Genomic DNA, 14,008 nt, shown 5'->3' with positions numbered 1-14,008 from the left:
AAAAGTGGGCTCTGAGTGCTTGCACGAACTGCATATTGTTTGCTTACGCCGCCTGGAGGTCTTTTGGTTCAGAGAAGCCAGGGGGAGACGTTACCGCTGCATCAATCCCGGGTTTGCACCCAAAACGCATGGATGAGGCCAGGGAAGTAGCCCAGCAGGGTAAGGAGGATGTTGAGGATGAAGGCCCAGCCAAAGCCTTTGCCGATAAGCACGCCTAATGGAGGCAGGATAATTGTGAAAACGACTCGCCAAAAGCCCATATAAACTCCTGATAAATTCGGTTAATCCATTCGAAAGAACAAGCCTACCCCATAAAGGATAGACGAATCTTAGAATCTGTTCAGGCCGATTATTCTGGAAAATTTAGTTTTATAATTCATATTCGAAAAAAAACGTCATCAGGCACTTGCTAACGACAACGACTCAGGATAATTTCTTGGCTTCGGTAGCTTGATGAACCCTCATTCGCTATCGAATATGCCTATATTATCTCCTCCTCTGGAGGGTCCGGAACCACTCCAAAAAAGATCCGGTCGATCGCCAATTATATTAATGATGATAGCCTTATGGTGACCCGGCGTTTGCCGGGTTTTTTCGATTATATTCCCGCCAATAATGCCATCAATGCCAATGCCGCAGGTAGAGCCTGAACATAAAGTATTTTTTTGCTGGCTGTAAAGCCACCAAACAAACCGGCAATCAGGACACAAATAAGGAAAAACAGCTTAAATTCATAGCCGCTGCTCGCCGCCAGCAGCCCGTATATTAAGCCAGCAGCCAGAAACCCGTTATACAAGCCCTGATTCGCCGCCAGCGTTTTCGACTGACGTGCAAACTCGGGAGACAAACCAAAGGCTCTCTGCCCCGCAGGTTTATCCCAAAGCACCATCTCCAGCACCAGAATATAAAGATGAATCAAAGCAATCAGGCCGATAAGAATACTGGCAATCATAGGTGATTCCTGATGGGGTTATATTGTCGACGGTCGCGAGCTAAACTTCATAGCCCAGCGCCTGGATAACGTGTGCCATCGCTTCGTCCGTCAGCGGGGAACGTTTGATTTTATGGTTCGCCAGCATGGTTCTGACCACGCCGGCAATCACAATATGTTTCGGCTCCTGCCCCAGATCCCGCATCTCCAGCACCACCTTACCCACCACGCGGCACATCTCCTGATACAGTTCTTCGTCTTTTGCTTTTTTATCCATCTCGCCTCCGGCTTATCTGTTTGATCTTACGGTAGCATTTAAGCCCCAAATTTATAACCTGTGAAGGGAAAAACGGCTATGCTGTTCACTAATTGATAATAAACCAGGGCGAGAGAGATGAGATTATCACGGCCGATTTTGATGATCGCGCCTGCACTTTCTTCATCCACAGCATTTGCCGTAGATGTCTCACAAATTTACGACAAAGCTCGGGCTTTGGAAACGTTTATCCCCTGGCAGCAGATTCGCTTTCTTTAGGGGGATTCAGTAGATAAAATATTGTCACAACAATGACAAGAAACCTCAAAAGAGGTTTTCAGCGAAAAGTTTTAGAGGCAGCTTGATGCGTTACCGTTCAGATATTGATGGATTGAGAGCCATTGCGGTTCTGTTTGTGCTCATTTTTCACGCAGGACTCACCCTTTTTCCATCAGGATTCATTGGCGTCGACATTTTCTTTGTTATCTCAGGTTTTCTTATCACATCAATCATCACTAGTGCATTAAATAACAACAAACTTTCTGTCACCGATTTTTATGTTCGCCGACTTTGGCGTCTACAACCTGCGTTGATTGCAACGATCCTTTTTAGTCTGATAATTGCGACAATTTTTTATCTTCCGGAAGATTTTACCCACTTTTTACGCGAAGCCAAGTACACAACACTGTTTACCTCAAATCAGTATTTTTCTCGAGCAACAACGGCTTACGCTGCACCAGACACAGCATTTCTGTTATTACTCCATACATGGTCACTGTCAATAGAATGGCAATGGTATTTAGTCCTGCCGGCAGCATTACTCCTTCTTCATAAATATCTTCCATCCCGATGGCTCAGCCCTGTTGCCATTTCTACTACGTTGGCTATGGTCGCTTTATCCTTGTATCTGTCACAGGCATTTCCAGACAAAAGTTACTACTTTTTAAGCTCCCGAATATTTGAGTTTTTATTTGGTAGTTGTCTGATAATGTTAAAGAGTGAAAACCTGAAGCCCAATAACTTTATGGCCACTTGTATTGGGCTGGCAGCTTTGGGTGCGCTGTTTTACTGCGCTACCAGAACAAATATCGTCCTTGGTTATCCTGATTATCATGCCGTTATTGTTGCCGCAGCCTCAGCTGCACTTATTTACGTTGGCTCAGTCTCAGGCGGAATTGTTACCCGTGCACTATCAATTCCTCCCCTGGTATTTATCGGTACGATTTCTTACTCCCTTTATTTATGGCACTGGCCGATTTTTGCTGCAGGAAGATATTTGGGTTTTGAAGAAAACGGGATATTTACGACAGTCTGCTTAGCACTCACGTTTTCGCTGGCGTGGCTTTCTTACCTTTTCATAGAGAAACCCTTCAGGAAGATACGCATCCCACTCTTAAAATCCTTTATTTATCTGGCATTGCTCCCCGCATTATTGTTCGTGGTACTCAGCGCTATTTCCGAAAAGCAGGATGGCCTTAGCAGGCGTTTTGGATCTCAGTTTCAGCAGGTTGCACTCACTCTCAAGCAACATGAGTCACGCGACAGAAAATACTGCATCGATGGTAGCAGCGAACTAGAGAATAAAAATTGTACGATCGGTGATGTAAACGCCGCTAAAAAGGCATTGCTGATTGGCGACTCACATTCCAATCATTTTTGGAGCTTCTTTGATGTACTGGGTAAGAACGCCCATATGTCAGTTTTAGCTCAGGCCACCTCGTCCTGCTTAACGTTACCGGGTGTCTACCTGTTTGACTGGTGGTATTTCAAAGATACCGTTTATCAAAAATGCCATGATGACAGTGACAAGTTCTATGAAAACATTCGGCAAGGACACTTCGACTATGTAATTATTGGTGAGGTCTGGAGTAACTACGCTGGTGACAATATCGTCAATCATCCGCAAGACCCGCGTTCGATGGAATTGTCACATCAACGTATCGAAACAGCAATGAAGCAAGCCTTAGACATTATTATACAGTCAGGTGCACGACCAGTGATTATCAAGCAAATATACACTATGCCGGATAATTTCATGCACTGTTTTTATGACAGTGTGAAGTTCAGAAAAAAATACGTATCTAACAGTTGTAATACGAATACAAGGACAGATGATAGCAGTGAGTGGTTCCCACAGCTATTTAACCGGCTACAGAAAACTTACCCAACACTCATTATTATTGATCCTAAAGATGCTCAGTGCTCTGGTAATGTATGCAAAACTGATATTAATGGCGTTCCTGTCTATCGTGATGTCGGCCATATCAATGATTTTGCCTCTCATGAATTTGGCGTTGAGTATTTACGACAGCATAAAAATCCCTTTAATGAATAAATGAAAGGCGCGTTCAGCGCCTTTTATCTATTAATCCCATTTAAACGTCACACCTGCACGTGCGGTGCTATTGCTGTTATCGCGATCGTACTTAGAGTAAGGGTCGGACAGCAGCTTTTGGTCACCTTTATCAAGCTTGCCATACATATTTTGCGGTTTCTTCTCTTCGTTGCTCAGGCACACGTTCCCGTGGCAGCCTGGCTCCTCTTCCGCCTCACTCCAGACCAGCTCCGATGCAGGTTTATTCGCGGCATAAACGTGGGTGGCAAACAATACAGCGCAGATGATGAGCGTCTTACTCATAAACAGTCCTTTTTATGATAATGATAATCATCTGCGATTTTAACATCATCCTGCGCGGTGACGACAATCAGTTTAAAACTGACTATTCTCCGCTGAATCAGCGATAAATAGCGAGATGAGCAGCCGGACAAAGACTCACGCCTACCCCAGGATCAGGACATCAACCGCCCTTTGTACTGCCGCATCGTCCAGGCCATGTGCGTAAAGCTTGTGTACCATATCGGCTATCGACTCACGTGATAACGTCTCTTCTCCCGCCAGCAGCTGTACCACAGCTGTGCCAATTACCTGCAGCATTTCAGGATGAAACTCCTCGAAAACTTGCTTGCCCTTGTCCATAATCACTCCATAAATAAAGTCCCTGTCTTTCAAAACTACCACAACAGCACTCAGACAAAACTGGGATTTTTTCCCGATCCCTTTCCCTTTCGCAACGCCGTCAAATAACTCATTGATACAACTCCGTAACATTTCACGATTTTTTTATGTCTGAATTTTACAAGAGGAAAAACGCCCACTAAATACTCGTTGTTCAACATCTCCGACAGCGTTTATCATTCATAAATATATGGGCACTTCGGAGGATGTATGCTGCAATTCGATGTCTTTGGCAGGCGTTTGGGCATAAAGAAAGTAGGTGAGCAATGGCTGCTTTATCGTGTTGATCCTAATGAGGGGAAACATTCCCGGATTTATGATGTGGTCATTCCATCATGGCTGACGGAGGATGAACTCCCCGGCTGGCTCGGGGATATTTACCATGAGGCGGCGAGCGAAAAGCATCCGGATGTACGGGTTATTGATAAATAGAGAATCAATGTCACTTTTCATTTCTGAGATATTAAGGCCAACTTAGTGGCCTTAATATTATTTTTATTCAAGTAGTATGGCAGGGTTTATTGCAGTAAAAACACCCATTAGCATTATAACCAATTCGCTTTGCTTCAGTCACTGCTGACTGGCAAGAACTATAATCGCCAAGAAATAATCTATTGCTTTCAGCTGGCAAATAATTACATCCATAAACGTGAACTTCATTATCACCATTGAACTGCTTTTTTGTATTTACATAATACGAAGCCATCATCATCTCCAGAGATGCTACGTCATGTAGCCAATAGAATGATAATTATCATTGCGATTTATTACTACGATATATCCGAAAAACCAAACGCATCTCACCTAAAAAATAACTCGAAACAAATATTACTTAACAATAAAAAACGGGAACCATCAGGTTCCCGTTGTCACATCACCAGCGGCGCTGATTACATGTGTTTAATGATAGCGTCGCCAAACTCTGAACATTTCAGCAGCTTAGCGCCATCCATCAGACGCTCGAAGTCATAAGTTACGGTCTTAGCTTCGATAGCGCCTTCCATACCCTTAACGATCAGGTCTGCCGCTTCGAACCATTCCATATGACGCAGCATCATTTCTGCGGACAGGATGATGGAGCCTGGGTTTACTTTATCCTGGCCTGCATATTTAGGTGCAGTACCGTGCGTGGCTTCGAACAGCGCGCACTCGTCACCGATGTTTGCGCCCGGTGCGATACCGATGCCGCCAACCTGTGCCGCCAGGGCATCAGAAATGTAGTCCCCGTTCAGGTTCATACAGGCGATAACGTCGTATTCAGCAGGACGCAGCAGGATTTGCTGCAGGAACGCATCGGCGATCACGTCTTTCACAACGATCTCTTTGCCGGTGTTCGGGTTCTTGATTTTCACCCACGGGCCGCCGTCGATCAGTTCCCCGCCGAACTCTTCGCGAGCCAGCTGGTAGCCCCAGTCTTTGAACGCGCCTTCGGTGAACTTCATGATGTTGCCTTTGTGCACCAGGGTCACGGAATCACGGTCGTTGGTGATTGCGTATTCGATGGCCGCGCGAACCAGGCGCTTAGTGCCTTCTTCGGAGCAAGGCTTAATGCCGATCCCGCAGTGCTCAGGGAAACGAATTTTCGTCACACCCATTTCGTCACGCAGGAACTTGATCACTTTGTCCGCTTCGGCGCTGTCCGCTTTCCACTCGATGCCAGCATAGATATCTTCGGAGTTCTCACGGAAGATAACCATATCGGTCAGCTCAGGCTGCTTAACCGGGCTTGGCGTCCCCTGGTAGTAACGTACCGGGCGCAGGCAAACGTAGAGGTCAAGCTGCTGACGCAGCGCAACGTTCAGGGAGCGAATACCGCCGCCGACTGGAGTAGTCAGTGGGCCTTTGATGGCAACGCGGTAGTCACGAATCAGGTCCAGAGTTTCTTCTGGCAGCCAGACGTCCTGGCCATAAACTTGGGTAGATTTTTCGCCGGTATAGATTTCCATCCAGGAAATTTTCCGCTCGCCGTTGTAGGCTTTTGCCACGGCAGCATCCACCACTTTAATCATGGCTGGGGTTACGTCCACACCGATACCATCCCCTTCAATGAACGGGATCACTGGGTTGTGAGGTACGTTGATTTTGCCATTTTGCAGGGTGATCTTTTTACCTTCCGCCGGAACGACTACTTTGCTTTCCATTCACCTCTCCTTCGAGCGCTTCTGGTTTTTTGTTAATGATTTGTAATTTGCGGGCTCATACTACTGCAATATCAGGCTCGCGCCAATCACTCATCTTTTACGTTGGTACGACTGAATCAATTCAGCTAAAAATTGTTTAGTTATTGCCGTTTTATGAATCAAATTTCTGTGCCATCAAGAACATAACATTCATCCCTGAATAGAGGAACTTATGACAAATCAAAACGAAAAAGATTTCTGTGATGGTATTTGAATTTTGTTACATCTTCTGCAACGGACATCACCCTGATGCGCCATAACACCTCATTTGTGATAAGATTCGGGCGCAATAAACCCACCTCAAAGTCAGCCTGTAGCGCCAGGCTATGTCTTCTGTAAGGACAATAGAATGAAATTTTTGCCTTTCGCCGTCGCCACTCTTGTCGGTGTGGCCGGGATTGCGCATGCCGCACCTGTTTCATATACCTGTGAAGAATCCGCCATCACTGAAGGCCTGGAAACTGAGTGGACGGCCGTTCTCGATGTGGATTACCAGACGGGAGCGTTTCGGCAGTTCACGGTAAAAAACAAAACCTATACTGGTTTCACCATGAATACCCAGGCAGTGAACGCCTGGAACTCTATGGTTCGTGAAGACGATGCACCGGCTCTTGCTTTTTACGAGAAAGACTACAATCCCCGTAAAATTAACGGTACTTATCAAATAGGCCTCTTCGGCGTGACTCGGGGTGTTAAAGCTGGGGACGTGATAAAGATCATGCCGCCTTTCGATGAACCTGCCTATTTTTGCTACAAAAAAGGTAGCCTGAAAGATAAAATCATGACTGACCTGCGTCGTTCGCACAATGCACGCGTGACCGGGCAGTAATCCGCCACAAGAAAACTCAAATCCCGGCTTTATCCGGCTATCAACACGGCAGAGAACTTAGCACGTGAATGACAAAAGCAGTTTCACCAGAAAACCAAATTCCGAGGGGCGCCGCCCGATGCGTTCAGGCACCCGCCCTGCAACCAGACGCAAGCAGCCTGCCGGGCCAAAGAAGCTGGTTATCTTCAATAAGCCGTACGATGTGCTGCCGCAGTTTACCGACGAAGCGGGGCGCAGCACGCTGAAGGATTACATTCCTTTAGGGGGTATCTATGCCGCAGGCCGTCTCGACCGGGACAGCGAAGGGCTGCTGGTGCTCACCAATGACGGGGCGCTGCAGGCAAAACTGACCCAGCCCGGCAAACGTACCGGCAAAATTTATTACGTCCAGGTTGAAGGCGAGCCAACGGAAGAGGCGCTGGCAGCCCTGCGTAGCGGCGTTGAGCTGAACGACGGTCCTACGCTTCCGGCAGGGGCCGAGCTGGTTGCAGAGCCGGAATGGCTGTGGCCGCGCAATCCGCCGATTCGCGAACGCAAGGCTATTCCCACCCGCTGGCTGAAAATCACGCTTTATGAAGGCCGCAACCGCCAGGTTCGCCGCATGACCGCGCATGTTGGCTACCCTACCCTGCGACTGATCCGCTATGCGATGGGGGATTTGACCCTCGACGGCCTCGAGCCGGGCAGCTGGCGCGAACTCCCACTCACCTCCGCGTAAGGAAAGCTCATGTTCAAACCTCACGTCACCGTGGCCTGCGTTGTGCAGGCCGAAGGCCAGTTTTTAGTCGTCGAAGAAACCATTCAGGGTAAGGCACTGTGGAACCAGCCCGCCGGGCACCTCGAAGCCGACGAAACGCTGCTCGAGGCCGCCAAACGCGAGCTGTGGGAAGAAACGGGTATTACCGCCGAGCCGCAAAGTTTTATCCGCATGCACCAGTGGATTGCCCCGGACAACACGCCGTTCTTGCGCTTCCTGTTTGCTATCGATCTGGACAAACAGCTGCCGACCACGCCGCACGACAGCGATATTGACCGCTGCCTGTGGCTCGATGCCGAAACCATTATAAATGCAACAAACCTGCGCTCGCCGCTGGTGGCGGAAAGCATTCGCTGTTATCAGCAGGAGCCGCGTTATCCCCTGTCTATGCTGGGGGCTTTTAACTGGCCGTTTACAGAGGGTGTCAAGTAGCAGGCTGCGTGATAGAATACGCCGCTTTCAAGTTCAATGTCGTGAGTCTCTCCATGTCTGATAACAGCCAGAAAAAAGTGATCGTCGGGATGTCCGGCGGTGTCGATTCCTCCGTCTCCGCTTACCTGTTGATGCAGCAGGGTTATAAGGTGGAAGGCCTGTTCATGAAGAACTGGGAAGAAGACGATGGCGAGGAGTACTGCACCGCAGCGGAAGATTTAGCCGATGCGCAGGCCGTTTGCGACAAGCTGGGCATTGAACTGCACACCGTTAACTTTGCCGCAGAGTACTGGGACAACGTGTTCGAACTGTTCCTCGAAGAGTACAACGCCGGGCGCACGCCAAACCCGGACATCCTCTGCAACAAAGAGATCAAATTTAAAGCCTTCCTCGAATTTGCCGCAGAAGATTTAGGTGCCGATTACATCGCCACCGGCCACTACGTGCGTCGCGCTGACGTAAACGGGAAAAGCCAGCTCCTGCGCGGCCTGGACGGCAACAAAGACCAGAGCTACTTCCTTTATACTCTCGGCCACGAGCAAATCGCCCAAAGCCTGTTCCCGGTCGGCGAGCTGGAAAAACCGGAAGTGCGCCGCATTGCCGAAGAGCTGGATCTGGTCACCGCGAAGAAAAAAGACTCCACCGGTATCTGTTTCATCGGTGAACGCAAGTTCCGCGACTTCCTGGGCCGCTACCTGCCTGCACAACCGGGCAAAATCCTCACCGTGGACGGCGAAAGCGTAGGCGAGCACCAGGGATTGATGTATCACACCCTCGGACAGCGTAAAGGCCTCGGTATCGGCGGCACCAAAGAAGGATCTGAAGATCCGTGGTACGTGGTCGATAAAGACGTCGCCAACAATATTCTTGTCGTCGCGCAGGGCCATGACCATCCGCGCCTGATGTCCGTTGGGCTAATTGCCCAGCAGCTGCATTGGGTGGATCGCGAACCTTTAACCGCACCGCTGAGCTGCACGGTAAAAACCCGCTACCGCCAGACGGATATCCCCTGCACGATTACTCCGCTGGATGACGAACGCATAGAAGTGCGCTTTGAAGAGCCGGTGGCCGCCGTTACCCCAGGCCAGTCCGCGGTGTTCTACCTCGGCGAAGTGTGCCTCGGCGGCGGTATTATTGAGCAGCGTTTGCCGCTCGTCAGTTAATTACACACAAGGACGCAGCCCTGTGGCTAAAAACTACTACGACATTACTCTCGCGCTGGCCGGCATTTGCCAGTCAGCCCGTCTGGTGCAGCAGTTAGCCCATCAGGGTCATTGCGACAGCGACGCGCTTCACGTCTCGCTCAACAGCGTGATTGACCAGAATCCGGGTTCAACCCTGGACGTTTTTGGCGGCAGCGAAGCTAACCTTAAGCTCGGGCTTGAAACCCTGCTCGGCGTGCTGAATGCCAGCAACCGTCAGGGCCTGAACGCCGAGCTGACGCGCTACACGCTTAGCCTGATGGTGCTGGAGCGTAAACTCCACGCCGCCAAAGGCGCGATGGACACGCTCGGCAACAAAATTAACGGCCTGCAGCGCCAGCTGGAACACTTCGATCTCGAGTCCGAAACGCTGCTGAGCGCCATGGCCGGGATCTATGTCGACGTCATCAGCCCGCTTGGCCCACGTATTCAGGTCACCGGCTCCCCTGCCGTGCTGCAAAGCCCGCAGGTGCAGAGCAAAGTGCGTGCCGCGCTGCTGGCCGGTATTCGTGCCGCCGTGTTGTGGCATCAGGTTGGCGGTGGCCGCCTGCAGTTAATGTTTTCTCGTAGTCGCCTGACCACTCAGGCCAAACAAATTCTCGCTCATTGTTAACCTCTCAGGAGTTGTTATGGAATTATCCTCACTGACCGCCGTTTCCCCCGTTGACGGGCGCTACGGCGACAAAGTCAGCGCTCTGCGCGCTATTTTCAGCGAATTCGGTCTGCTGAAATTCCGCGTACAGGTCGAAGTACGTTGGCTGCAAAAGCTGGCCGCGCACGCAGCGATCAAGGAAGTTCCTGCTTTTGATGCGGACGCAAACGGTTACCTTGATAAAATCGTTGCGGAGTTCAGTGAGGCTGACGCCGCGCGCATCAAAACCATCGAGCGCACCACCAACCACGACGTGAAGGCGGTTGAGTACTTCCTGAAAGAGAAAGTGGAAGCTATCCCTGCCCTGCACGCGGTATCCGAGTTTATTCACTTCGCCTGTACTTCCGAAGACATCAACAACCTGTCCCACGCGCTGATGCTCGACACCGCACGTAAAGACGTGGTGCTGCCATACTGGCGTAAAATCATCGACGCGGTGAAAGACCTTGCCGTGCAGTATCGCGACATCCCGCTGCTGTCCCGTACCCACGGCCAGCCTGCGACGCCGTCCACCATGGGTAAAGAGATGGCAAACGTCGCTTACCGCATGGAGCGCCAGTTCCGCCAGCTCGGCAACGTTGAAATTCTCGGCAAAATCAACGGCGCGGTCGGTAACTACAACGCCCACATCGCCGCTTACCCGGAAGTTGACTGGCACCAGTTCAGCGAAGAATTCGTGACTTCCCTGGGCATTCAGTGGAACCCGTACACCACCCAGATCGAACCGCACGACTACATCGCCGAGCTGTTTGACTGCATCGCACGCTTCAACACCATCCTGATCGACTTCGACCGCGACGTGTGGGGCTACGTGGCCCTGAACCACTTCAAGCAGAAGACCATCGCCGGTGAGATTGGCTCCTCCACCATGCCGCACAAGGTGAACCCGATTGACTTCGAAAACTCCGAAGGCAACCTCGGCCTGTCCAACGCCCTGCTACAGCACCTGGCCAGCAAGCTGCCGGTCTCCCGCTGGCAGCGCGACCTGACGGACTCCACCGTGCTGCGTAACCTGGGCGTGGGTATCGGCTACGCGCTGATCGCCTACCAGTCCACCCTGAAGGGGGTGAGCAAGCTGGAAGTGAACCGCGATCGCCTGCTGGACGAGCTGGATCACAACTGGGAAGTCCTGGCAGAGCCTATTCAGACCGTGATGCGCCGCTACGGCATCGAAAAGCCGTACGAGAAGCTGAAAGAGCTGACCCGCGGCAAGCGCGTTGACGCCGAGGGCATGAAGCAGTTCATCGACAGCCTCGAGCTGCCGGAAGAAGAAAAAACCCGTCTGAAGGCCATGACGCCAGCCAACTATATTGGCCGCGCCACCACCATGGTTGACGAGCTGAAGTAATCTTAAGGCCCTCTTCGGAGGGCTTTTTTTTGCCTTCTGTTTGCCCCTCACCCCGGCCCTCACCCTAACCCTCTCCCTCCGGGAGAGGGTTAGGGTGAGGGCCTAAGCCGTATTACATTGTTGACTCAGCGTTAATGTTCATGAGGGCATTGTTTATACGAGGTTTATTCCCTGTCATGAATAATTAGCGCTAAACTATCAATACTATGAATAGACTGGGGAAATACGATGCGCGTTCTGGTTGTGGAAGATAATGCCCTGTTGCGCCATCATCTGAAGGTACAGCTGCGTGAAGCGGGCCATCAGGTGGATGCGGCCGAGGATGCCAAAGAGGCAGACTATTTCCTGAATGAACATACGCCGGACATTGCGATTGTTGACTTAGGGCTGCCGGACGAAGACGGCATGAGCCTGATCCGCCGCTGGCGCAGCCACGATGTCACCATCCCTATTATGGTGCTGACCGCCCGCGAAGGCTGGCAGGATAAGGTTGAAGTGCTGGGCGCCGGGGCCGATGACTACGTCACCAAACCTTTCCATCTGGAAGAAGTTGTCGCCCGCATGCAGGCGCTGATGCGCCGTAACAGCGGCCTGGCCTCGCAGGTGATTTCCCTGCCGCCGTTCCAGGTGGACTTGTCCCGCCGCGAGCTGTCGATCAACGACAACCTGATCAAGCTCACCGCGTTTGAATACACCATCATGGAAACCATCATCCGCAACGCCGGGAAAGTGGTCAGCAAAGACTCGCTGATGCTGCAGCTCTACCCGGACGCCGAGCTGCGCGAAAGTCACACTATCGACGTGCTGATGGGCCGTTTACGTAAAAAAATTCAGGCTGAATATCCGCAGGAAGTGATTACTACCGTGCGCGGCCAGGGCTACCGATTCGATCTCCACTAAATGTTGAAAATTTTTCGCCACATTCTGCCCCTCTCGCTGCGGGTTCGCTTCTTACTGGCTACCGCCGCGGTGGTGATGGTGCTGTCCCTGGCCTACGGCCTGGTGGCGCTGGTCGGCTACAGCGTCAGCTTTGACAAAACCACTTTCCGCCTGCTGCGCGGCGAAAGTAACCTGTTCTATACGCTTTCCAGTTGGAAGGACGGCAAACTGCAGGTGGATTTGCCCGACAACATCAGCATACAAAGCCCGACCATGGCGCTGATTTACGACGAGCACGGCAAGCTGCTGTGGATGCAGCGCAACGTCCCGGACGTGGTGCAGCAGATCCAGAAAGAGTGGCTAACCGGCAACGGTTTCCACGAGCTGGAGGCCGACTACGCCACCAGTAGCGCCCTGCTGGACAACGATAAAGACCGCCTCGCCCAGCTGAAAGACATGCACGATGACGAAAGCGACGACGGCTACGAAATGACCCACTCGGTGGCGGTGAACCTTTACCCCGCGACGCCGCGCATGCCCGCGCTGACTGTGGTGGTGGTCGACACCATTCCTATTGAGCTGAAGCGCTCTTACATGGTGTGGAGCTGGTTTATCTACGTCCTGCTGGCCAACCTGCTGTTGGTGGTACCGCTGCTGTGGCTGGCCGCCTGGTGGAGCTTACGCCCGATTCAGGAGCTGGCTCAGGAAGTGCGCGAGCTGGAAAAACACGACCGCGACAGCCTCAACCCGGAAACGACCCGCGAGCTGACCAGCCTGGTTCGTAACCTGAACCAGCTGCTGCGCACCGAGCGTGACCGACACGACAAATACCGCACCACGCTGACGGACTTAACCCACAGCCTGAAAACCCCGCTCGCCGTGCTACAGTCGACCTTGCGTTCGCTACGCACCGACAAGATGAACGTCGAGCAGGCCGAGCCGGTGATGCTGGAGCAAATCAGCCGCATCTCGCAGCAGATTGGTTACTACCTGCATCGCGCCAGCATGCGCGGCAACAGCACGCTGCTTAGCCGCGAGCTGCATTCCGTTGCGCCGCTGCTCGACAACCTGTGCTCCGCGCTGAACAAGGTGTACCAGCGTAAAGGCGTGAACATCACGCTGGACGTGTCGCCGGAAATTACTTTTATTGGTGAGAAAAACGACTTTATGGAAGTGATGGGCAATTTGCTGGATAACGCCTGTAAATACTGCCTGGAGTTCGTGGAAATCACCGCCCGCCAGACCGACGACACGCTGCACCTGATCGTGGATGACGATGGCCCGGGTATACCGGAAAGCAAACGCGCGATGGTCTTCGACCGGGGCCAGCGGGCCGATACGCTGCGCCCTGGCCAGGGCGTGGGGCTGTCGGTTGCCAGAGAAATTGTCGAGCAGTACAACGGCGAGATCCAGACCAGCGCCAGTATTCTGGGCGGCGCGCGCATGGAAGTTATTTTCGCCCGCCAGCAGCCGGAACAGGATGAAGGGTGAAATAGTCCCGTAACCCGGCTCGCCATCCGTTATAA

Annotated in this window: 16 protein-coding genes; 10 read left to right on the top strand and 6 right to left on the bottom strand. The window is 51.7% G+C overall.

The annotated features are described in order from the left end of the window. Nucleotides 1-101: 101 nt before the first annotated feature. The 3 genes from ACE38U_RS12820 to fumD all read right to left on the bottom strand — a co-directional run bounded on the left by ACE38U_RS12820 (nt 102) and on the right by fumD (nt 1,208). On the bottom strand, nt 102-260 hold the full coding sequence (locus ACE38U_RS12820; protein ID WP_038473509.1) for a YqaE/Pmp3 family membrane protein: 159 nt from the start codon (nt 258-260) through the stop codon (nt 102-104). Nucleotides 261-598: 338 nt separating this feature from the next. Beyond that, complete coding sequence (locus ACE38U_RS12815; protein WP_176982814.1) at nt 599-952, bottom strand: DUF1304 domain-containing protein; 354 nt, start codon at nt 950-952, stop codon at nt 599-601. Between the two features lie 40 nt (nt 953-992). Then, complete coding sequence (gene fumD, locus ACE38U_RS12810) at nt 993-1,208, bottom strand: fumarate hydratase FumD (RefSeq protein WP_038473510.1); 216 nt, start codon at nt 1,206-1,208, stop codon at nt 993-995. 343 nt (nt 1,209-1,551) lie between these two features. On the opposite strand from fumD, the gene ACE38U_RS12805 reads away from it, so the two are divergent. Further along, nucleotides 1,552-3,522: an acyltransferase family protein gene (locus ACE38U_RS12805; RefSeq protein ID WP_375529862.1), complete on the top strand. Its 1,971-nt coding sequence runs from the start codon at nt 1,552-1,554 to the stop codon at nt 3,520-3,522. 30 nt (nt 3,523-3,552) lie between these two features. Here ACE38U_RS12805 and ACE38U_RS12800 read toward each other — a convergent pair whose 3' ends face one another. Both ACE38U_RS12800 and ACE38U_RS12795 read right to left on the bottom strand, forming a co-directional pair. Next, entirely contained in the window at nt 3,553-3,825 is a 273-nt protein-coding gene (locus ACE38U_RS12800; protein WP_038473515.1) for a hypothetical protein, read from the bottom strand. Nucleotides 3,826-3,966: 141 nt separating this feature from the next. Further along, on the bottom strand, nt 3,967-4,122 hold the full coding sequence (locus ACE38U_RS12795) for a hypothetical protein (protein ID WP_235212919.1): 156 nt from the start codon (nt 4,120-4,122) through the stop codon (nt 3,967-3,969). A 291-nt stretch (nt 4,123-4,413) separates the two neighbouring features. Between ACE38U_RS12795 and ACE38U_RS12790 the strand changes: the two genes are divergently transcribed. Continuing rightward, a complete protein-coding gene (locus tag ACE38U_RS12790; RefSeq protein WP_176982811.1) occupies nt 4,414-4,635 on the top strand; it encodes a DUF7661 family protein in 222 nt (73 codons plus the stop codon). Nucleotides 4,636-5,093: 458 nt separating this feature from the next. On the opposite strand, the gene icd is transcribed toward ACE38U_RS12790, so the two are convergent. Beyond that, entirely contained in the window at nt 5,094-6,344 is a 1,251-nt protein-coding gene (icd, locus tag ACE38U_RS12785; RefSeq protein WP_154187611.1) for an NADP-dependent isocitrate dehydrogenase, read from the bottom strand. Nucleotides 6,345-6,732: 388 nt separating this feature from the next. Here icd and ACE38U_RS12780 point away from each other — a divergent pair, with 388 nt between their 5' ends. The 8 genes from ACE38U_RS12780 to phoQ all read left to right on the top strand — a co-directional run bounded on the left by ACE38U_RS12780 (nt 6,733) and on the right by phoQ (nt 13,973). Further along, on the top strand, nt 6,733-7,212 hold the full coding sequence (locus ACE38U_RS12780) for a hypothetical protein (protein ID WP_176981089.1): 480 nt from the start codon (nt 6,733-6,735) through the stop codon (nt 7,210-7,212). A 118-nt stretch (nt 7,213-7,330) separates the two neighbouring features. Next, nucleotides 7,331-7,930 (top strand): 23S rRNA pseudouridine(2457) synthase RluE, encoded by a 600-nt coding sequence (rluE, locus tag ACE38U_RS12775; protein ID WP_176981090.1) that lies wholly within the window; start codon nt 7,331-7,333, stop codon nt 7,928-7,930. A gap of 9 nt (nt 7,931-7,939) precedes the next feature. After that, nucleotides 7,940-8,401, top strand: coding sequence for an NUDIX hydrolase (locus ACE38U_RS12770; RefSeq protein WP_176981091.1), 462 nt, complete (start codon nt 7,940-7,942; stop codon nt 8,399-8,401). A gap of 53 nt (nt 8,402-8,454) precedes the next feature. After that, nucleotides 8,455-9,564: a tRNA 2-thiouridine(34) synthase MnmA gene (mnmA, locus tag ACE38U_RS12765; protein ID WP_375529861.1), complete on the top strand. Its 1,110-nt coding sequence runs from the start codon at nt 8,455-8,457 to the stop codon at nt 9,562-9,564. A 22-nt stretch (nt 9,565-9,586) separates the two neighbouring features. Next, nucleotides 9,587-10,216, top strand: coding sequence for a high frequency lysogenization protein HflD (gene hflD, locus ACE38U_RS12760; protein WP_038473527.1), 630 nt, complete (start codon nt 9,587-9,589; stop codon nt 10,214-10,216). Nucleotides 10,217-10,232: 16 nt separating this feature from the next. Then, a complete protein-coding gene (purB, locus tag ACE38U_RS12755; RefSeq protein WP_038473530.1) occupies nt 10,233-11,603 on the top strand; it encodes an adenylosuccinate lyase in 1,371 nt (456 codons plus the stop codon). Between the two features lie 228 nt (nt 11,604-11,831). Further along, nucleotides 11,832-12,503 (top strand): two-component system response regulator PhoP, encoded by a 672-nt coding sequence (phoP, locus tag ACE38U_RS12750; RefSeq protein WP_008453365.1) that lies wholly within the window; start codon nt 11,832-11,834, stop codon nt 12,501-12,503. After that, nucleotides 12,504-13,973 carry a two-component system sensor histidine kinase PhoQ gene (gene phoQ / locus ACE38U_RS12745; RefSeq protein WP_038473537.1) on the top strand — a complete coding sequence of 490 codons (1,470 nt, stop codon included), beginning with the start codon at nt 12,504-12,506 and terminating at the stop codon, nt 13,971-13,973. It abuts the gene before it with no gap. The last annotated feature ends 35 nt before the right edge of the window (nt 13,974-14,008 follow it).

This window comes from Cedecea selenatireducens (assembly GCF_042138895.1).
In the GTDB taxonomy this organism is placed as follows: Bacteria; Pseudomonadota; Gammaproteobacteria; order Enterobacterales; family Enterobacteriaceae; genus Cedecea; species Cedecea selenatireducens.
Note: the sequence above shows the minus strand (reverse complement) of the source record. Positions and strands in the feature narration are given on the sequence as shown.

What these genes read in the sequence shown, in the direction of transcription:
- ACE38U_RS12820 (WP_038473509.1), bottom strand. Translation starts at nt 260, where the DNA reads ATGGGCTTTTGGCGAGTCGTTTTCACAATTATCCTGCCTCCATTAGGC.
- ACE38U_RS12815 (WP_176982814.1), bottom strand. Translation starts at nt 952, where the DNA reads ATGATTGCCAGTATTCTTATCGGCCTGATTGCTTTGATTCATCTTTAT.
- fumD (WP_038473510.1), bottom strand. Translation starts at nt 1,208, where the DNA reads ATGGATAAAAAAGCAAAAGACGAAGAACTGTATCAGGAGATGTGCCGC.
- ACE38U_RS12805 (WP_375529862.1), top strand. Translation starts at nt 1,552, where the DNA reads ATGCGTTACCGTTCAGATATTGATGGATTGAGAGCCATTGCGGTTCTG.
- ACE38U_RS12800 (WP_038473515.1), bottom strand. Translation starts at nt 3,825, where the DNA reads ATGAGTAAGACGCTCATCATCTGCGCTGTATTGTTTGCCACCCACGTT.
- ACE38U_RS12795 (WP_235212919.1), bottom strand. Translation starts at nt 4,122, where the DNA reads ATGCTGCAGGTAATTGGCACAGCTGTGGTACAGCTGCTGGCGGGAGAA.
- ACE38U_RS12790 (WP_176982811.1), top strand. Translation starts at nt 4,414, where the DNA reads ATGCTGCAATTCGATGTCTTTGGCAGGCGTTTGGGCATAAAGAAAGTA.
- icd (WP_154187611.1), bottom strand. Translation starts at nt 6,344, where the DNA reads ATGGAAAGCAAAGTAGTCGTTCCGGCGGAAGGTAAAAAGATCACCCTG.
- ACE38U_RS12780 (WP_176981089.1), top strand. Translation starts at nt 6,733, where the DNA reads ATGAAATTTTTGCCTTTCGCCGTCGCCACTCTTGTCGGTGTGGCCGGG.
- rluE (WP_176981090.1), top strand. Translation starts at nt 7,331, where the DNA reads ATGCGTTCAGGCACCCGCCCTGCAACCAGACGCAAGCAGCCTGCCGGG.
- ACE38U_RS12770 (WP_176981091.1), top strand. Translation starts at nt 7,940, where the DNA reads ATGTTCAAACCTCACGTCACCGTGGCCTGCGTTGTGCAGGCCGAAGGC.
- mnmA (WP_375529861.1), top strand. Translation starts at nt 8,455, where the DNA reads ATGTCTGATAACAGCCAGAAAAAAGTGATCGTCGGGATGTCCGGCGGT.
- purB (WP_038473530.1), top strand. Translation starts at nt 10,233, where the DNA reads ATGGAATTATCCTCACTGACCGCCGTTTCCCCCGTTGACGGGCGCTAC.
- phoP (WP_008453365.1), top strand. Translation starts at nt 11,832, where the DNA reads ATGCGCGTTCTGGTTGTGGAAGATAATGCCCTGTTGCGCCATCATCTG.
- phoQ (WP_038473537.1), top strand. Translation starts at nt 12,504, where the DNA reads ATGTTGAAAATTTTTCGCCACATTCTGCCCCTCTCGCTGCGGGTTCGC.